This is a genomic window from Lederbergia citri (assembly GCF_018343625.1).
Lineage (GTDB): Bacteria > Bacillota > Bacilli > Bacillales > Bacillaceae_C > Lederbergia > Lederbergia citri.
In genome coordinates this window covers 334,831-355,300 of the sequence record NZ_JAGYPG010000004.1, presented here as the reverse complement: position 1 = coordinate 355,300, position 20,470 = coordinate 334,831, and the positions used below count along the sequence as shown (strand labels likewise).

The following is a 20,470-nucleotide window of genomic DNA, read 5'->3' as shown; positions in this document are numbered from 1 at the left end:
AAATACAATATCGCAATTAGCAATTGTACTTAATCTATGAGCGATGGTGATAAGTGTTTTTTCACCCTTAACCCATCAAGCTGTTATTTGAACCTTATCTTTAGGAATAGATTTCAACATTGAGTTCAATGCTTTTCTACGTCTCCCACAACCATCCACAGAGTAACAATTACCACTTTTTTTATATCATCATTATGCTCAATAATCGCTCATAATTATATTGCTGAACGTCCAAGTTTTTTCTCTGCAGATATTAATTTTCCACTATTAATTTTGAACACAATATCACAATTTTCAATTGTGCTTAGTCGGTGAGCAATAATAATTAAAGTCTTTTCGCCTTTTAAACTATCAATAGATTTCATTATTTCTTTTTCCGTTTCATTATCAAGAGCTGATGTTGCTTCATCCATAAAAATGATTTCAGGATTATGATATAATGCCCGTGCAATGCCGATACGTTGACGTTGCCCTCCGGATAATCTTACTCCCCGCTCCCCAACTGTAGTATCAAGTTGTTCTGGTAACTCTTTAACGAAATCCATTAATTGAGCTTGCTCTAATGCGCGCCATACTTCTTGATCGTCAACTTGTTTGTCATCTACTCCGAACGCTACATTTGCACGAATTGTATCATCTGATAAAAAGATGGATTGTGGGATATAACCTATTTTTTGCTGCCATAAGGCTAATTGGTCAAATAAATTTTTACTATCAACTAGAATACTACCTTTATCCGGCTGGAAAAGACCGAGAATAATATCAACGAGAGTCGTTTTTCCGGCACCAGATTCACCAATAAATGCTACTGATCGGCCAATTGGAATGGTTAATGTTATATCCTTAACTGTATATTCAGTCTGGTTCGGATATCGAAATGAAACTTCATTTAATTTTATTGAATCAGTAAAAAGTCTCTTCTTTTTAAGTAATGTCATTTGTTCGTTATTTGTACCACTGCTTATATTCAAAGCGTTCTTTGCCTTTCCACCTTGCTTTTCACTCACAAGTAAATCGTGGTAAATTACCGATAAAGCAGGTTGGCTATAGCGAAGCGTTGTGATTAATGAAGTAACTCGAGTGATTGATGGCATTAATCGAAATGCAGCCATAGCAAAAAGTGCCATTGTCGATACTAACTGTGTTGTATTCATCCCTTGAAATACAATTATTAGCATTGTTATTAGAACAATTGACACTATTAATGTTTCAACAAATAGTCGTGGTACAAATTCTAAAACTCCCATGAAGCGACTATTATTTGCACTAATCTGACTTTGTATTGTGTAATTATTTATAAAGAAGTCTTCTTTGCCGGATACCTTTACTTCTTTACTTGCACCTAGTCCTTGGTTGACCCATTTAATCATTTTTCCGCTTACTTTCTGTTGTTCTATACCGAGTTCACTAATTTTTTTACGAAAAGCTTTAAAAAATAAAAAAACACTTCCACCTAATAAGACAGAAGCTGTAATTGTTGCTATGGGTGCTGTTACCAACAGAAGGACTAATATAAATGAAATGACAAGAATTTCTGTAAACAGTTGAAATCCAGATAATATAATTCCGTAAAAGAATCTATTTACCTCCCCATTTACATTTCGCAGCAAATCCGCTGTATTTCGTTGTAAATGAAATGTATATGGTTTGGTTAAATATTCCTTAAACAATCTTCTGGACAATTTTACCTTCTGATTTAAAATGACTCTGATTTGTGCATAGTTGAATAAAAGCAGATAAAGGTTCTTTAGTACAAATATAGTTAGTAAAAAAAGGACTGCAAATATTATAAACGATGAAGTTGATTGGAAATTAAAAAATTGATAAATAAACGATAATGCTTTTTGTTCTTGGATAATATTTGGGTTTGTTAAGATTCCGACAAGAGGAACAATTAATCCAATTCCTACCGTTTCAAATATTGCCGCAATAATCATCATCGAAAGTAATATTAATAACAGTTTCTTTTCTTTTTTATTGAAGAGAGCCATTATTTTTTTGATAGTTTCTTTCATTTCCACACACACTTTCTTTTTATTGTAAAAAATATGCTGTTACTGTTTATATAAATGTTAATATTTCTGTCCATTCCGAAATATTTAAGCTAAACAAAATACAGCTACTTTTAAGATTGTAATTATAGACGCTCCAACTATTCTCTTCTTCTGTAATTGATGGTTTTCCACATAAACTTTTTTAAGTTTCGGGAGTTTCTTTAGCAATCTAAAATCACTAATTTCATTGTTTTTTAGATTCAATTTCTCTAGATTTAAAAAATATTCAATACCATCTAAATTTGATATTCCTTTATTACTAAGATTTAATTCTTTTACATCAATTAGCTTATTAATTTCTATCCATTTATGAGAAGGTATCGACAATTGATTTCTAATTGCTGCTTCCATGTTAGGATCAATGAATGTTGCAATACCAGCGATTTCGGAAGTTGTGTAAAATTCCAAGTTATTTTTCTTTGCTTCCTCAATAATTGTTTGAATAATATTAGGTGATACTCTCCAAGCACCCCATGTAGTAGCTTTATTCCCAATACCATAAATATCTCCATTATCATCTTCGGGTAATATCGAGTGGCAAGTTAATATCAAATTCTTCCCGGTTCTTTTTAACAACTTAATTATTTTCCTTATATAGTAAGTATTACAGGAATAATACCCATCTAAACAAATTGAAGGAACAAAACCAACTGAATTGAATGAGGTTAAATTATCCTTATTTAGATGTCCTCTTGTAATTTTGAAATAATTAGGGACTAAATGTTTTAATATGCCCTCGTTGTAAACAAAGTGTGGAAAAGCAAAAGAAACGGGCTTTTTGAATTTTTCTTTTGTAATAGAGTGTGAATGTTTTTCCATCCAATGAAAAAGTGCTATAATTTCGTCTCTAAGCCATTTATCAATACCATATTTTGTTGTATACTTCCTCGTATTCTCATGTTTAAATCCATGGTGGGCTATTTCGTGACCTTGTGCCTGCAATTCCAACAATTTATCTATTTCATACTGTGTATGTTCCCTATTATTATCAATAGGATTTACAGCATTAATATTAAATGTGACTTTAACATCGTAATATCCAAACAAATATTTCCCATATTTATACCAATCATATACCCTATAACTATCATCGAATGATAATGCAATTCCAGGTTTATTAACGTATGGAATTAACTGTTTATTTTCATCATCTGGAATATATTCTATTTGTCTTACCATATTTCTATATAATGTGCTCCAATATCTCCAATGAAAGTAATGTTTCAAAAGATTTTCTAGAGTACGTTTAATCATTTTATTCAATGATTCCACCACCATAGATATAATGACTATGCTTGTTTTAATTTCTTTTTTTCTATATAATGCCTATTCAATCTTCGCTTTATTAAAGAAAGAGATTTTGCTAAGATGCGATCCATTTTCCATAAAAAGTAGTTTTTGATGACTAATTTATGCCCATCAACAGCTACTAGCCAACTATTATCAGCAATTTTATATTGATCAATTGTATGCATTCCATCTTTTTTCCAATCAAAATTATTTTTTGAACCTTGTAATACTAAACTAAGTTCTTCCTCTTTATAGTCACTTTCCGATAAATGAGTGATTTTAAATACCCTTATGGCACTCCCATAATTTGGTTGGCCATCTTGTGTGTATCTATAAATAATGTTCTTATTAACAAGCACTCTTCCTCCTGGCCTGGTAATGTTATAATTATTCTCTATTAAAGGACTTTTAGGATGCTCGTTCCAATCTTTATCTAAATGATTCGAGAAAAAAAGATGCAATTTCCCACTCTTTCCAGCAAACATCCACCATTTATTCTTATAATAAAAAATACTGGAATCAACATAATTACCTTGAATTAACTCTGATGCTCTTTCCCATTCGTATGGGAATTTCTTTGCTTTATATAGCAACACTTTGTTTATTTCACATGTTTCAGGTATCATGTAATAATCATCTTTCATCTTAAATACATAGGGATATGATAAATGATAGTTTTCTTTTAAAACCATTCTGTCATATTTCCAGCTCTCACCATCTTTACTCGTCGCCAATCCAATTATCCCCTTGCCTGAACTCTTCTCTAAAATTTCAAAAAACATGTAAAAAACTGAATTGTGATAAGTAATGAATGGATCCGCAACAAACTCTGCGTACACATCTGTCACATCTGACGCTTGCAGAACCGGAACCATTTTTTTACTTAATGGTCGTTTGGATATGATAGATGGAGATTTAAAAACCGATATTGCCCAAATACCTACAAATATTTTTTTGTTTATCAGAAAGAAGATTAATAGGGCTAATATAAGTAAACTACTTAAAAGTATATACATGTAACCACCTTTCATTTCTAAGAGTTCTTTTACATTACGCGATCAAATGTAATGTAATTATCATGTACTTCATTAAATCCAATATCTAAATTTGAGGAAAACTTTTCACATAAATCTTCATTTTGAATTAAATTTACAAGAGCTTTATAAATTTCATCTTCATTTATTTCAACAATCAAACCATTCTCACCATTTGTAATTTGTTCTTTCGCCCCAGCAAAATTTGTTGTAATGATTGGTTTTCTTAAATATTTTGCCTCCGCTAAAGTTATACAAAACCCTTCATGTCTAGATGGCTGAACATAAATATCGCTTTGTGCGATATAAGGGTAAGGATTTGGATCTAAACCTAATAGAATAAAATGATTCTTCAAGTTTTTTTCTCTTATTAATTGTTCATATCTTCCTCTAGATGGTCCATCTCCTACACAGTACCATCTTACGTTATAGCCCTCAGCTACTAGCTTTTCTAGTGCTAGAATTGCTAAATCTTGACCTTTTTCATCTGATAATCTCCCAACAGTTAAAATACGAATTCCATTAAAAGAATCTGTAAAACCCACCCCAAATTTTGATTGTTTTCTAATAAGGCTGGGTGAGGATGAATTTAGGAATGCTTTTGTTTTATTTTTTAATTTTGGAACGAGTTCTAATAACCTCATTTTTGCCTCATTGGATACTACAAAAATATTGTCATATTTTCTATAAATACTTGATGCAAATTTTGGATTAAAGCCGATTTTAGTAACATCAAAATGAATCCATTGAATCTTCTTTTTCGCTTTAATCTTTTTTAAAACAAAATAGCTTATGAAGTCCATTGGACCGTCATAAGCTACCGCAATATCATATTCTTCATTAAATGCTGGATATTTACTTAGTAAATATTTAAAATAAATACTCCTATTCTTTAATGCTTTTGTAATGATGTGAAACAACATTATTAAAAAGGCAGTAAGAAACTTTTTATTTTTAATTAGGTCTAATGATACTTCGTGAGGAGGTTTATTTAACATATCTTTTATATTTTTATAATTTTGAAAGTATTTAACATGAACATCGGATGGAATATGATCTAAAAAACCACCATACTTCTCAAGCATAAAAATGGTGATAATATACTGATTTCTAGGTATATTGTTAATCATATTTAATAAGGCTTTTTCAGTTCCACCAATATTCATATTTATGATCATAAATATTATTTTTTTTTTTCTCATTTAAACTTACTCGCTTTCATAAAAATCTTCAACTTATTAATTTGTAAAATTTGTTTAACTCCTCAAGATTCCCTTTTTTTTCTTGTTTCAAGTAGTTAATAATACTTTCCCTAAGATGATGATTTTGAATTAATGATAATATGCCTTCCGCTATTGCATCCGCATCCATATCAACAACCAGCCCATTTTTCCCATCTACCATTTGGCTGTAAACTGCATCAAAGCGCGTTGTTACAACAGGGATATTTAGCATACGTGCCTCTGCAATTGCTAGCCCGAATCCCTCAAACCTTGATGTTTGAACATAGATATCCGAGTTTTTTATTAATCGATATGGGTTTTCGGTGACCCCCAATAATATAAAATAATCAGTTAGGCCTTTTTCAATAATCGATTTCTTTACTTCCTGCATAAGTGGGCCTATACCTAAAACATACCACTTAAAATTAATACCTTTTTCCTTTAATTTTAAGCACGCATTTAATGCAAAATCATATCCTTTTTGATGTGCTAATCGACCAATTGTTAGAATTCTATATCCATCAAAGTTATCGTGATAATCCTCTCCGATTTTTGCCATATTATTAATAAATTTGGGATCATTAATATCATATAATATTGAAATCTTATTATGATAAAACGGGAATGTTTCTAAAAATATTTCTTTTGCTGAATCAGATACTGCAACAATTTTATTGTATTGGTCATAAAATTGTTTTTGATAATTTGCTTCTTTTTTATCTAGCCTATAACTCACATTTACCCATGCAAACTTCTTATTTGCTTTTACTTTTTCAGCAACATAAAATGTTGGAACACCTTGTGCATAACTAATTGCAATGTCATATTGTTTCGGATTTTCTTCAATTACATTAGATATGTGATCCCAGAATAATCTTGCTTTTTGAGCATTACTATAGTTTCTCAATCGTAAATTTATAGAGAATTTCAACCTAGATTTAAGCATTTTAAAATCTGTATTCTTTATCGAATATACAATTGCCTTTTTTATACTTAAACTTGTAAAATTTGTGTATGGAAGTGGTTTTATTAAATTTACTTCCTTCGGAACCAATTTTTCAAGGAGTTCTCCATGAGCAAATAACATTAGGTCGACCGAGTACTTGTTATAATCTAATAATGAGAGTAAAGTTATTAAACTTTTTTCCGCTCCCGCAGCGACTAGTGAATCGATAACAAATAGCATTTTTTTCTTCATTTCATATTCCCCTGTACGGAATTTCATTATTTTATTTTTTAATTAAATGGATTAATTACAAAAAGTAGGCAGTATATTTTTTGTTTCCACCCAATTAAAGGATTGATTAATAAAAGGCTTATACTACTAGCGAAAGTATTTTTTAGTTGTTTTAATTCCTGCTTATCATTTTTAAGCTCCAATTTTGCTGTAAAGTAGTTCCAAAAAAAAGATTCAAGAAAGGATTTGTAAGCCAAATGAAGAAGTGTATCTTCTTCTATCTTCATAAAATAATCTGCTCTTTCTTTTAATGCGTAAACCTTATCAAGTTTCCTTTTAGTATAGATTGACCTCATAATACTATTTGGACTTTGAACATAATAATAGAGACTGGCTGCTATATAAGTTACTTTTTTACAATTGTATAATATTTGATGAATAATAAATTCGTCTTCATGAATACGTCCTTCTTTGAATATAAGCTTTTCAAAGATTTCTCTTTTATATAGTTTATTACATATAATGATCCACTTAATATCGTTATCTTCATTAACCATATCTACCGCTTGTTTCTGTGGATATAATTGATATAGAGCTTCAATATTAGAATAATGGCTAATGTGTAAATCATTATTGTGCATATTTTTGCTATAAGTATCATGAACATTTACTTTTTTAAAATCGCATAAGACTACATCAGAGGAATGTAATTCAGCAATGTCATATAAAATTTCATACATTTTTTTATCAATATAATCGTCACTATCGACAAAGCCAATATACTTACCTCGAGCAATCTTAATACCCGCATTTCTTGCAGACGATAACCCACCATTTTCTTTGTGTATCACCGTTATTCGTGAGTCTTTTTTTGCATATCTATCACAAATTATTCCACATCGGTCAGGTGAACCATCATTTACTAGGATAAGCTCAAAGTCTGTAAAAGTTTGGGCCAGAATTGAATCAATGCACATTTTTAAATAAGGCTCAACCTTATATACTGGTACTATCACACTAATTTTCGGGTGCAATTTTTTCAACTCTTTCTTAGTTTTTTGTCAAATACAAAATTCGGAGAGTCTTAATCTAATGGCTTCTTACCCTTTGTTCACTTTTAAAACCTTGGGGTTTAACACAAATAAAACTAAAAATATTTTTTGTTTCAAACCAATTAAGGGATTTTTTAGTAAGAATATCAGACTTTTATCTAAAGCCCGTTTCATTCCTTTTAATTCTTTATTGACATTATTTAGATCCAATTTAGCCTTAGTGTAATACCAGAAAAACACTTCCATAAAGTGCTTTAAGGCCAGATTGAATAAATGCTGTTGCCCAATTGATCTAAAAAAATCGACTCTTTCCTTGAGTGCATAAACCCGATCAAACTTTTTTGTACTAAAACTAGAACCTATATAGCTATCGGACCTTTGATAATAATAATATAATTGATCCGCAACATAAGTTATTTTCAAACAACTATAAAAAACTTTATGTGCTATTAATTCATCTTCATATATTCTACCTTCTGTAAATCTTAATTCATGAAACAGCTTTCTTTTAAATAACTTATTCCAAACCACTATCCATCCTAGACTGTTCCTTGGTTCAGTTATATATAGTTGATTTAAAGCTTCAATATTTGTGTAATGTAATAACTTTAAAGCTTTATCACACCTCATTATTGGATTTTCACCTTCAGATACCTTTAAATAATCACACATAACTATGTCTGAAGAATGTCGAATAGCATATTGATATAAGATCTCATACATTTTTGGATGAATATAATCATCACTATCAATAAAACCAATATATTGTCCATTGGCAACATCAATCCCTACATTCCTTGCCGATGAAACTCCTCCGTTTTCTTTATGAATAACTACTATTCTGGAATCTTTTTTTGCAAATTCATCACAAACTTCCCCGCTATTATCTAAGGAACCATCATTTACAAGAATTAGTTCAAAATTAGTAAATGTTTGATCCAATATTGAATCAATACACCTAGTTAAATAGGATTGAACATTATAAACTGGTACTATAATGCTAATTAATGGTTTCATAACAAATACCTTCTTATTTAATCCTTAATTTTTTTATCATTTCTTTTGTATTATAAAAACTATACAAGGATAAAACGTTATAATTTAACAAGGTAATAATTAATTTATCTTTTAATGAAAGTAAGTCATTGGATATTATTTTTTTATAATATGTTTTTACTATTTGCTGGATAACTAGCAAATAACGATTTCTTTTTTTATATTCCATAACTTCGTTCAAAATATAATACACATTATCCAAACATCCGAAGGCAAAACACGAGAAATACTCTTTAGATAATTCTGGATAATGTTGAGTCATAAAAGGTATAATTTCTTTCCAACCTAAAAAAGCATCTAACCTCTTTTCATTAAACTTAGAAGTTAAAATGCTGCCTTCGCGTTTTACATACATATAGCCAATCTCACTCGAATACACGACTTTCTTTGCATTGGAAAACACCTTATAAGATGTTGATAAATCCTCATGGATTCGTCCATCTGGAAATAAAATATTTTCAAAGCAAGACTTTTTGAATATCTTATTACATACTGAAAACCTATATAATTCACCTTTGAAAAGTTCACGCATTGCCTCTAAATTATCAAACTCAATTATTATTTTCTTTTGTAATTCGGTAACTTTCTTTCCATTAATTTCTCTGCCAAACTTGCAAATCCCTATATCACCATTAGTTTTTTCACATAACTCAATTAGGTTTTTATACATATTAGGATCGATATAATCATCACTATCTACAAAACCAATATATTTACCACGAGCTATTTTCATCCCAGCATTTCTAGCAGAGCTAAGTCCGCCATTTTCTTTTTGTATTACCTTTACCCTATTATCTTTTTTTTCATATTCTTTGCATACTAAACCGCTTTTGTCTGTAGATCCATCGTTTACTAAAATTACTTCAAAACATGTAAGAGTTTGTGAAAGAATACTTTCTATGCATTTTTCTAAATAATCTTCAACATTATACACAGGCACTATAATACTAACCTCAGGTTTCATCGTTTACATTACCTTTTCTTTATCATTAATTTTTTCTTTCAAGGCCGTCGATGAAACTCCCTTCGTATATGGAAAATAGACAATATCGACCCCGACTTGGCGAAATTTCTTTTCGACTTCAATAAAAAGAGGATCACCTTTCCAGTCATCCCCGACAAACATTACGTTGAAATATAGACTTTGCCAGGCAGAAAATTTATCTCGATTTGTTTGAGGAACAACTTCATCTACGAATTTTATCCCCTCTACAATTGCTACTCTTTCAGGATATGGAATGACTGGAAGTTTATACTTATATTTTTCTACTAGCTCATCCGTACTAACACCCACAATTAGATAATCACATTGTTCTTTAGCCCTTTTTAAGATGTTTAAATGACCTACATGAAATAAGTCAAAAACGCCCGTCGTATATCCAATTTTATACGGCTTCATTCATTAACTCCCTACTTTCACCATAACAAATATTATTTATTCGTTTAAATAAGTTTTCACTTGCCCTTCCATCTTCGTAAGAGCCTATTTTAAAGAAGAAGTTATTTAAATCCTTTGAGTAGGCGCTCGTATCAAAATGAAGAAACTTATATAAAAGTTCTTCAATATTCATCGCTGCTTTAAATGGCAACTCAAAAATATTAAAATATAAGTTTCTATCCTTCTCAACATACTCCCCATAATCAGGAACATATAAAAAGCAAGGTTTTCGTGTTATTGCAAAATCAAACATTAAAGAAGAATAGTCCGTAATTAAAACATCCGAGATAGTAAGTAATTCTTGGACGTCATCATAATTTGTTACATCCAAAACATCATTTCCTTCAATGATGCTATTTGAAATGGAAAGTAGGTGCGGATGAAACTTTACCAAAAAAATCCATTTCCCGCCGAATCTGTTTTCTAGTGATCTAGTGATCTCTTTAAATTCCAATTTATAAACTGTATAATCTTGATGGCTCCTAAAAGTTGGAGCATATAAAACAACTTTGTAGTCGTTAGGTATGTTTAATGATTTGAGTACATTACTTTTTATATTTGGATTATTGCTAAAGAGAGCATCATTCCTTGGCGTTCCGTTTTCAAAAATTTCTCCGGTATACCAAAAAGACCTCTTGAAAATATCTGTACTGAATTGACATCCAGATAGTAAGAGGTCACATTTCTTTGAATCACGTTTAGCCATTTCGATATAAGATTGTGGAAGTTTTTCCTCCGCATCCTTCTCAATTTGTTTTAATCGCAACGAACTATGCCAAGTTTGGATATAATATTGATCTTTTCTTTTAACAAACAAATCAGTCGTTCTAAAGTTGGTAATTACAACTTTTGAAGTGCATAGTTCATAGAAATATTTTAAAGACATATTTTTTACTTTCCTAACAAATGGTATGTGTTCATGCTGTTTCACATCATTAAAAGCCCATACGATATCGAATTGATCCCTCGGTGTATTTTGGGTGATATATTCAGATATATATTTAGGGTTGCATCCATACTGGCTTCCATAATAACTAATCAAAAAGATTTTGTTATGTTTTATAGGAAAACAATTGAAAATATAAATAATAATAAGGCTTATTATTTTTTTTAGTTTTCCGTTTAGACGGTCCATTTATTTAATCCCCTTTTTATACTTTAAAGCTTAGGTTAATTCGCTCTAATCCTACAGGCTTAGGCAGGATTTTCATCTTCCTAAACAATTTTCTTAAAGCTAGAAAACATATATTCATTATTGGATGGATCTTATATAAGATAAGCTGCGTTTTTAATTCTTTGTTTCCCTTTGCAGCAATCATAAATTCCTCGTAATGCGACTTAATGTAAGCCCGGATATTTTTTCTATTTTCCCCGTCTTTATCTATCGAACGATTCATCATTAAAAGATTATAATGGATGAAACAATTTGTTAGGATGACAGTAAAAGACTCGTTACTTAGGTCATGATAATACTGTTCAACAAATATATGCCTTTCTTTCAGTCCTTCGATGATATCCAAATTCCTCAATGAATAATTGAAAACAATGCTTTCGCTCCGCTGGAAATAATAATACATAGGTGCGTGTGTTATCACGTATGTATGGACTCGATGCATAACAAGATGTGCCCAAAAGACATCTTCAAATAAGACCCCTTTTTTAAATGGAATATCTTTAATGAGGGCTGTCTTATAAAGCTTTCCCCAAGCAAAGTTTTTCACTATTTCATTTCGAACTAGTTCATACATAAGCTTTTTATTATTCAATAGAATAAATGGATCTTTTTTTGAAAAATATCGATTGTCATATAGCAAGTGATCCTCATAAGCATAATAAAAAGCCGATTGAACGACATCAGCTTGATGATCTATACTTATTTGGATTAATACTTTAATCATATTTCTTTCTATCCAATCATCACTATCCACAAAAAGTGTAAAATCTCCTGTTACATATTCCATCCCTTTATTTCTAGCATCTGATAATCCTCCATTTTTCTTATGGACAACTTTGATTCTATGATCTTTTTCAGCATATTCATCAATTATTTGCCCACAATGATCTGGCGAACCGTCGTTGACTAGAATAATTTCTAAGTTAGAATATGTTTGCTCCAAAATGCTTTCGATACATCTATGAATATACTTTTCAACCTTATAAATCGGGACAACAACACTAACTAATGGCAACAATGAAATCCCCTACTTTAACATCATCATCTTAATTGTTTTCTTCATTCACTTTCTTCCACTTAATAAATTCTATTAATGTTTTATACTCTTCAAATTGTTCTTTTCCTACTCCTGATTCCTTTAGTTCACGTGCAAAGTCAACCCATTCTTCATCTAACTGTATCGATTTCTGCTCTACGGTTTGATTTAATAATATCCTTACATCGACATCCAATACTTTAGCAATTTTTTCTACTACATTAATAGAAGGATTTTTATTAACGCTTCTTTCAATATTACTTAAATACGATTTTGCTATGCCCGCTCTATCAGCTAATTCAGTTAAAGTAAGACCTTTTCTTTTTCTAATTTCATATATATTTTTCCCAATCATCTATTTTTACCTCTCTCATCCCGATATAGGATGGGGCATCTCGACTTTTTGTGTCATTGCCTTTTTCAGACTTTCGATCACCCTCATTTGTTCTTGGTTTGCAATATTTGATCCAGAAGGAAGACAAATACCTTTCATAAATAAAGCTTCTGAAATGCTTTGATGTTCATGATGTGAGTAGTATTTCGCCCCTTTAAAAAGTGGTTGCAAATGCAATGGTTTCCATACATGACGCGCTTCAATATTTTTATTAGCGAAGTATTTGAGGATTTCAGATGATGTAATTCCTGTCAATTTATCATCTATTGTTAATGTTGTAAGCCAGCGATTAGACAAAGTATCTTCGAGTTCAGGCATGAAGTGAATGCCGGGCAGGTTTGCTAATTCTTTATAATACTTTAAAAATATTAATCTCTTGGCTTTTATTCTATCCTCTAAAACCTCAAATTGCCCTCTTCCTATTCCAGCTAATATATTACTCATACGATAGTTGTATCCCATCTTGCTATGTTCGTAATATGGAGCAGAATCCTTTGCTTGTGTAGCTAAAAAGCGTGCTTTTTGTATCGCATCCGTATCATTGGAAACAAGCATTCCGCCTCCTGATGTTGTAATAATCTTGTTGCCATTAAAAGAAAAAATTCCAAATTTACCGAACGTCCCACTTTTCTTGCCTTTATATTCGGATCCGAGTGATTCCGCAGCATCTTCAACCATTGGTACATTATATTGATTACAAATTGTTAGAATTTCTTCCATCTTTGCACTTTGACCGTATAAGTTGACAACAATTACTGCTTTTGGCATTTTCCCCGATAGTACAGCTTCTCTAAATGCTTTTTCCAATGCTTCGGGTGACATATTCCATGTTTCAGGTTCTGAATCGATAAAGACTGGTTCTGCACCTTGATAAAGAATTGGATTGGCACTCGCCACAAAGGTAAGTGTTGAGCAAAAAACGGTATCGCCTTTTTTCACTCCACATAAAGAAAGCGCCAAATGAATGGCGGCCGTTCCTGAATTAACTGCTAAAGCGTCTTTAACTCCCAGGTAACTTGCCATCTCATTTTCAAATGCGTCAACATTTGGCCCCAGTGGTGCAATCCAGTTTGTTTCAATTGCCTGCTGAATATACTTCCATTCATGACCTGACATATGCGGCGGCGATAGTAAAATTTGCTCTTTCTTGTATTGATTCATGAAACCTCCTCCATTTTTTGTTCTTCTTTTACCTTAGCTGGAACACCGACCGCAGTACTATTTGCTGGAATTGGATTGATCACAGCTGCCCCTGCTCCAATTGTGGACCATTCTCCGATATTAATATATGGAATAACTGTTGCCCCCGCTCCTATATGAACTCCCTCTTCAATTTTGACAGCTCCAGTCAATGTAGCATTCGGTGACAAGTGTACAAAATCTCCGACATGATTATCATGTTCTACGACTGAACTTGTATTAATAATGACATGATTGCCAATCTGACTATCTGAATCAATCACTGCATTGGCCATAATAACCGTTCCATTACCAATCGATACACTGGGACTTATGATAGCTGTTGGATGAACGAGAGTGGCATAATATATATGCGGTAGATTTAACTTACTAATTATTTCTTTTCTTACTTTGTTATCACCTATAGTAATGACAAATTTTACGTCGGGAAACATACTCATAATGGTCTTTGCAAAGGGTATTGGCCCAACGATTATATTGCCTTTCTTACATACTTCTTTATATTTATCATCAAGAAATGCAATAAGCTTAATATTTTTATGCAACACAATAAGATCCCGAACAACTTTACCGTGTCCACCAGCACCGATCAATACGATGTTCATCCATGTCCCTCTTTCAAAATTGATGTTTACCCTTTAAAATCCTCCATCGTGGCATGACCAGGTTGATTAATCCCATCAGAAATCAAAACATTTTTTACCGTTAATATTAAAATTTTCATATCTAAGAGTAATGATTGGTTTTGCACATACCATATATCTAATGCAAACTTCTCTTCCCAGCTAATCGCATTACGTCCATTTACTTGAGCCCAACCAGTAATTCCGGGTTTTACTAAATGACGCTTTTCCTGTTCCTCTGTGTATAAAGGTAAATATTCCATTAAAAGAGGGCGTGGTCCAACTAAACTTAGGTCGCCTTTTACAACGTTAATGAGTTGAGGCAACTCATCTAAGCTATACTTGCGTAAAAACCTACCAAACGAAGTTAACCTTATTTCATCCGGGTAAAGGTCCCCCCATTGATCTCTATCATCTGTCATGGTGCGAAATTTATATAAATAAAATGGTTTTCCGTATAGCCCCGGCCGTTGTTGTTTAAAAAAAATAGGACTGCCTAGTTTAACTCTAACTAGCAGTCCAATACAAACCATAAGGGGAAAAGAAATAATTAAAAGTAATAAAGAACTTAAGAAATCTAAGAGTCTTTTCATCTATTTACAACTCCTAGCTGTTAGTTTGTTGTTTCCAGCAACATAATAAGTTTCGTTTGAATTTCATTCATTACATCTTCCATTAATAAAAACTCCGTCTCCTGCCCCTTCACGTAAATATCCTCCAACAATTCCTTAAATTGCTGTTGGAAATCCCCTTCTCTCATACTCATCTCTATATCTTCCTCACTTTATCTCTGATACTTTTAAAAAAACCTAGGTGTGCTGCAAATCAAACACATTCGTACTGAATTGTAAAAAATCACTCGGTTGTACTGCGAGTGTATTCGATACTCTGCACGATTGTGACTATTCCTCGAGATGTGCCGCAATTGGGTCCGTTACGCCGTACATTTTTGATAATCCTTCGAGATATGCCGCGATTGAGTACGATTCGCTGCACATGTGTGAAATTTCTTCGAATTATACTGCGATTGAATACGATACACCGCACATTTGTGTTTACTCCTCGAGAAGTGAAACGAATGCCTCCAACACGCTGTACAATTGTGAAAAACTACCGAATTATGTGGAGACTTATGTCCATACTCAACCGATTAGTGATAAACCCTTATTTCATTCTTTTAGTTAGTTAAAATTTCTCTGTTTAAAATATATCCATTTGGATTTCTAGATTGCCATCGCCAAGAATCTCTACACATCTCTTCAATATCTTTTTCGGCCGTCCAACCAAGCTCCCGTTCAGCTTTAGAGGGATCAGCATAGCAAATGGCTATATCACCTTTTCGTCGTTCTGTTATTTTATAAGGTATTTTTAGATTGGCTGCTTTTTCAAATGCTTCCACAATTTCTAATACACTGTACCCTTTACCCGTTCCAAGATTGTAAGCTTCCACTCCAGTAGTTCTCGTAACTTTTTCCAATGCTTTTAAATGGCCTTTTGCAAGGTCGACTACGTGAATATAGTCTCTCACACCCGTACCATCTTTCGTTGGATAATCATTTCCGAAAATATTTAGTTCTTTTAACTTCCCTATTGCGACTTGTGTAATATACGGCATCAAGTTATTCGGAATTCCGTTAGGGGCTTCTCCAATCAGTCCACTTTCGTGGGCGCCAATCGGATTAAAATATCGTAATAAAGCAATACTCCAATTCTCGTCGGATGTATAAAGATCACGGAGAATTTCTTCGATCATTTGTTTCGTACGACCATAAGGACTCTGTGCTCTTAATGCAGAGTCTTCGGAAATCGGAATGCGTTCAGGCATTCCATACACTGTTGCAGAGGAGCTAAAAACTAGATTTTTAACATTGTATTTCCTCATAACATTGCATAATTTGACAGTGCCACTAATATTGCACTCATAATACATAAGTGGAATTTGGACTGATTCCCCTACTGCTTTTAGTCCTGCAAAATGGATAACAGCTTCAATTTTATTTTCACTAAATACTTTCTCGATTATGTCCTCATTCATTAAATCCCCTTGATACACTTTAAAACCTCGGCCAGTGATGTGGCTGACGCGTTTTAAAGATTCAGGATGACTATTTTTATAGTTATCAAGGACAATAATGTCATATTCTGCCTGCAGAAGTTCCACGCATGTATGGCTTCCTATATAGCCAGCTCCTCCAGTTATGAGTACTGCCAAATGAATCCCCCCTTTACATTAGTCCCCGATTAATCGATACAATTTTTCTACTTCCTTTTCATTTCCGTAATTATTTTTACTTACATTTGAAATTAATTGCTCCCTTAACGTGTCATCATCTATTAATCTTTGAACCCCTTTTACAATTCCCTCCACATTCGCGGATGTGATTAAAGCATCATATTCATCTTGTGCTTGACTTCGTGCAGTAGGAAAATTCGTGATCACAACAGGTTTTTTTAAAATTTGCGCTTCGCGGACAGTCACTGCCTTACCTTCATATCTCGACGGCTGCACATAAATATCACATGCTTTAATATATGGATATGGGTTAACCTTTTTGCCCAATAAAAAAAATCGCTCGTTCAATCCAAGTTTATTTATTAATGTTTGGAGATCATTTTCAAGCGACCCATATCCAACGACGTACCATTCTATGTCATACCCCTTCTCTATCAATTCCTTACAAGCTTTTATCGCCTGGTCAATCCCTTTTGCGTGTGAAAGTCTCCCCACCGTCACTAATATTGTTTTTCCTTCGATTCTCTTTATTTCTACTGGTTCTTCATCCATAGCCTGTTCGTGGATGAGCTCCGGAGAAAGAATATTTTCAATGACTGAAGTTTTTTCTTTATATTTCGGAAAAAACTTTAAGAACGTTTTCGAGCAGTCCTCGGATACTGCCACAATCTGATCAACCTTATTCCACATTTGATTTTCCAGCTTTTTGTTGATATAAATATTGGAATAATCGGTATGAATCCAACCAATTCTTTTCTTCGCATTTACATTTTTTCCTATAAAATGATGCGGCCATAGGAAACTTATGGCCGCATCGTATTCTTTATTTAATTTTGGAAGAAATGCATGAGATATTTCCCAACCGTATTGGATATTCAAATATCCGGGTTCATCGATCTTTTGTATTTTTCCTTGCAGAGAGCTTAGAGTTCTTGCAAGTAATCTTGATATTCCTATTTTGTAATGACCTTCTTCAATCGTTTGTTTGATTGATTTTCTGAATGTACTATATTGTGGAACCTCAGCTAATAATTTCGGTCCAGCAGGTAAGAATGAGAGAAATTCGCCTTCGTGCTTATAAAGCATTAAGTCCACATCATATTTACTGTAATCGATCGTTTGCAATAAGCCGATTAAACTTCTTTCGACACCACCTACTGCTAAGTCAAAAGAAGATATAAGTATTTTTTTCTTCATCATAATCTTCTCATCCCACACTTCTTAACCCATACAAATTTATCCAATCGTGTACAGTATCACGAATATTGAATCCGTATTTTGAGATATTATTTGAAATTAAACTTTCATTTGGTTTTTCTATTTTTAAAGAATGCTCAATGCAATTACACCATCTAGATACATTCTCTACTAGTGGTAAAAAGGTGACGAGCCCCAAATCCATATCTGTACTTTTAGGAACCGTATCCGCAACCACACAAGGGATTCCGGAGCATTGCGCTTCAAGAAGAACAATTCCAAAACCTTCAAATTTAGACGGAAAAAGAAATAGATCAAAAGCTTTCATCAAATTTGGAATATCAGATCTAACGCCTAAAAATCGAACGTGATTTTGTAATCTTAATCTTACTGCTTCTAATTCAATTGTTTTTCTTAGAGGTCCATCACCAACTAAAAGGGCGATATAACTAGAATCTTTTTCAACCATTTTTTTTAATACTTCTAATAGGAATTGATGATTTTTCGATTCGGAAAAGCGTCCGATATGTCCGATGATTTTGGAATCGGATGGTATACACAATTCATTGAGAATTTGCTCTTTGCACCCTTCACCAGCAGTTAAAAATTCATTAATATTAATTCCATTTTTAAGAATGTGCACTTTGCTTGAACTGCCAAATAAAAATCTAGCCGCCTCTTCACTGCAACTGCACAATTTTGTTGCAGATATTTTTATTAAAAATTGCAATCCCTTTAACATTAGCAACCCTTTCCATCCATTCTGCAACCAGTTATTGCTATGTGAATGACAGATTCTATGCTTAATTTTGCATATTTTTGCTGCCAATGCAGGGAACCCACTTTGGAAGTCGGTATGTGCATGAATAGCCGTATACTTATTTGCAGATATAATATTGATCAATGCCTTCAAATAGCGAATGGGACCAGAAGAACCAAGACTAGGAATATGATAAATATTCCCACCCATCTCTTTAATTTCTTGATCAAAATCACCTGGTTTATCACTGTGTGTAATAAAATCAAACTGAACTTTTTTGCGATCAATATGTCTATAAATATTCATAATCAGCGTTTCCGCACCACCTCTTTCCATGGCACTTACAATATGCAGCACTCTCTTTGGTTCAGTCATTTGTTCCTTCTCCTAACCAAAATAATTGCTTCTATATATAATATTTAAACTAATGACACTTTCAATAAAGTAATATATTAAATAACAGATTAGTAATGCATAATAGATTAGTCTTTGGTCTTTTTGTCTAAATAGCTTTACGATCCAGGAGATTAGAATTAACTGGTATAAACTAAAGTAAATTCCAAATCTGGCGAAAATCCAATTTTGCGTGGAGATAATCATAAACATGAAACCAACGAGCGACATATTGACGATATAATCACTGCTTGGAAATATGGTTCTAAGTTTTTCCCTGCCAAGATAAGCAATTATTAAGGGAACCGCTTCCACGACAACCCTCAAAATATTCGCTCCACCTTCATTAAAATTAGAATAATGCCCATACTGGCTATCCTCTATAGCAGCGAATAATAGAGATGAAAACTGATGGTATCCAACTACAATCAATAAGGAAAATGCCAACAAAACGACCGTTGCTTTTGACCATGCCTTATATCTTACGAAAAAATAAATCGGAATTAAGATTAACGCACTTTGATGAAAAGATGAGGCAAAAAGAATAATAAAAAAATATTTAATCCAATTTCCATTGACTAAATATTTTGTCGCAGTAAAAATAATGGCAGCCGCAAGTACTTGCCTGATTCCATTCATGGAAACTAAAAATAAACCACCCGTAATATACACATACACGCTTAGTTCGATCATTCGTGAATATTTAAAAAAGACAGCAATAATTAATATATTTGTGATAGTAGCTGTTGTAAAAATCATGATTTGCGGGTCATTGGAAATCATTTTTAGTAACTTTTGAAGAATTCCAAATCCGATATCTTTTTGTGAAATGATATATTCCCAAGAAAAATCATTGATTTCATATATGTGTTTGTAAAAGAATGTATCTCCAATATTTGATCTCAATCCAGAGATGATAATGAGGGACGCAAGGACGCCTGTCATCAATATTTTGTTTGGTTTAATGGGGACTGTTGTTTCTCCTACTAGAACAGGTTCTCCAAAATACCTTGCAAAGAAGGATAAAATAAATACGATTGCAAGGTTCAGCCATAGAAATGTCATTATTCCGTTCCCTTCACAGTGAGTGTTCAAAAATCAAACTAGCCAGAACGCAAAAATTCGAAGTGTCGTTT

The 20,470-nt window shown here is 32.6% G+C and carries 20 protein-coding genes; all 20 read right to left on the bottom strand.

What is annotated here, in order from left to right:
* Positions 1-215 precede the first annotated feature (215 nt).
* Positions 216-2,015: an ABC transporter ATP-binding protein gene (locus KHA97_RS21295; RefSeq protein ID WP_213126802.1), complete on the bottom strand. Its 1,800-nt coding sequence runs from the start codon at positions 2,013-2,015 to the stop codon at positions 216-218.
* 84 nt (positions 2,016-2,099) lie between these two features.
* Positions 2,100-3,308, bottom strand: coding sequence for a polysaccharide deacetylase family protein (locus KHA97_RS21290; protein WP_213126886.1), 1,209 nt, complete (start codon positions 3,306-3,308; stop codon positions 2,100-2,102).
* A 35-nt stretch (positions 3,309-3,343) separates the two neighbouring features.
* On the bottom strand, positions 3,344-4,360 hold the full coding sequence (locus KHA97_RS21285) for a glucosamine inositolphosphorylceramide transferase family protein (RefSeq protein ID WP_213126801.1): 1,017 nt from the start codon (positions 4,358-4,360) through the stop codon (positions 3,344-3,346).
* A gap of 29 nt (positions 4,361-4,389) precedes the next feature.
* Positions 4,390-5,580, bottom strand: a complete 1,191-nt coding sequence (locus KHA97_RS21280) for a glycosyltransferase (protein ID WP_233713701.1) — start codon at positions 5,578-5,580, stop codon at positions 4,390-4,392.
* 28 nt (positions 5,581-5,608) lie between these two features.
* Positions 5,609-6,799, bottom strand: a complete 1,191-nt coding sequence (locus tag KHA97_RS21275; protein ID WP_213126800.1) for a glycosyltransferase — start codon at positions 6,797-6,799, stop codon at positions 5,609-5,611.
* A gap of 38 nt (positions 6,800-6,837) precedes the next feature.
* On the bottom strand, positions 6,838-7,812 hold the full coding sequence (locus KHA97_RS21270; protein WP_213126799.1) for a glycosyltransferase family 2 protein: 975 nt from the start codon (positions 7,810-7,812) through the stop codon (positions 6,838-6,840).
* 66 nt (positions 7,813-7,878) lie between these two features.
* Positions 7,879-8,847 (bottom strand): glycosyltransferase family 2 protein, encoded by a 969-nt coding sequence (locus KHA97_RS21265; RefSeq protein ID WP_213126798.1) that lies wholly within the window; start codon positions 8,845-8,847, stop codon positions 7,879-7,881.
* Between the two features lie 13 nt (positions 8,848-8,860).
* Positions 8,861-9,850, bottom strand: a complete 990-nt coding sequence (locus tag KHA97_RS21260) for a glycosyltransferase (protein WP_213126797.1) — start codon at positions 9,848-9,850, stop codon at positions 8,861-8,863.
* Positions 9,851-9,853: 3 nt separating this feature from the next.
* Positions 9,854-10,285, bottom strand: a complete 432-nt coding sequence (locus KHA97_RS21255; RefSeq protein WP_213126796.1) for an adenylyltransferase/cytidyltransferase family protein — start codon at positions 10,283-10,285, stop codon at positions 9,854-9,856.
* Positions 10,272-11,459, bottom strand: a complete 1,188-nt coding sequence (locus KHA97_RS21250; RefSeq protein WP_213126795.1) for a CDP-glycerol glycerophosphotransferase family protein — start codon at positions 11,457-11,459, stop codon at positions 10,272-10,274. The genes KHA97_RS21255 and KHA97_RS21250 overlap by 14 nt, the downstream gene beginning before the upstream one ends.
* A 16-nt stretch (positions 11,460-11,475) precedes the next feature.
* A complete protein-coding gene (locus KHA97_RS21245) occupies positions 11,476-12,513 on the bottom strand; it encodes a glycosyltransferase family 2 protein (RefSeq protein ID WP_233713700.1) in 1,038 nt (345 codons plus the stop codon).
* Positions 12,514-12,544: 31 nt separating this feature from the next.
* Positions 12,545-12,889 (bottom strand): XRE family transcriptional regulator, encoded by a 345-nt coding sequence (locus KHA97_RS21240; RefSeq protein ID WP_213126793.1) that lies wholly within the window; start codon positions 12,887-12,889, stop codon positions 12,545-12,547.
* 15 nt (positions 12,890-12,904) lie between these two features.
* Positions 12,905-14,089 (bottom strand): aminotransferase class I/II-fold pyridoxal phosphate-dependent enzyme, encoded by a 1,185-nt coding sequence (locus tag KHA97_RS21235; RefSeq protein ID WP_213126792.1) that lies wholly within the window; start codon positions 14,087-14,089, stop codon positions 12,905-12,907.
* Positions 14,086-14,733 (bottom strand): acetyltransferase, encoded by a 648-nt coding sequence (locus KHA97_RS21230; protein ID WP_213126791.1) that lies wholly within the window; start codon positions 14,731-14,733, stop codon positions 14,086-14,088. Before KHA97_RS21230 ends, KHA97_RS21235 begins: the two co-directional genes overlap by 4 nt.
* A 26-nt stretch (positions 14,734-14,759) precedes the next feature.
* Entirely contained in the window at positions 14,760-15,344 is a 585-nt protein-coding gene (locus KHA97_RS21225) for a sugar transferase (RefSeq protein WP_213126790.1), read from the bottom strand.
* 20 nt (positions 15,345-15,364) lie between these two features.
* Positions 15,365-15,517: a hypothetical protein gene (locus KHA97_RS21220; protein ID WP_213126789.1), complete on the bottom strand. Its 153-nt coding sequence runs from the start codon at positions 15,515-15,517 to the stop codon at positions 15,365-15,367.
* Between the two features lie 411 nt (positions 15,518-15,928).
* Positions 15,929-16,963: a UDP-glucose 4-epimerase GalE gene (gene galE, locus KHA97_RS21215; RefSeq protein WP_213126788.1), complete on the bottom strand. Its 1,035-nt coding sequence runs from the start codon at positions 16,961-16,963 to the stop codon at positions 15,929-15,931.
* A gap of 18 nt (positions 16,964-16,981) precedes the next feature.
* Complete coding sequence (locus KHA97_RS21210) at positions 16,982-18,184, bottom strand: glycosyltransferase (RefSeq protein WP_213126787.1); 1,203 nt, start codon at positions 18,182-18,184, stop codon at positions 16,982-16,984.
* Between the two features lie 7 nt (positions 18,185-18,191).
* The gene (locus KHA97_RS21205) at positions 18,192-19,316 is read right to left on the bottom strand and encodes a glycosyltransferase family 1 protein (protein ID WP_213126786.1); all 1,125 of its coding nucleotides are present in this window, start codon (positions 19,314-19,316) and stop codon (positions 18,192-18,194) included.
* Between the two features lie 12 nt (positions 19,317-19,328).
* Positions 19,329-20,399 (bottom strand): EpsG family protein, encoded by a 1,071-nt coding sequence (locus KHA97_RS21200; RefSeq protein WP_213126785.1) that lies wholly within the window; start codon positions 20,397-20,399, stop codon positions 19,329-19,331.
* Between the last annotated feature and the right edge of the window lie 71 nt (positions 20,400-20,470).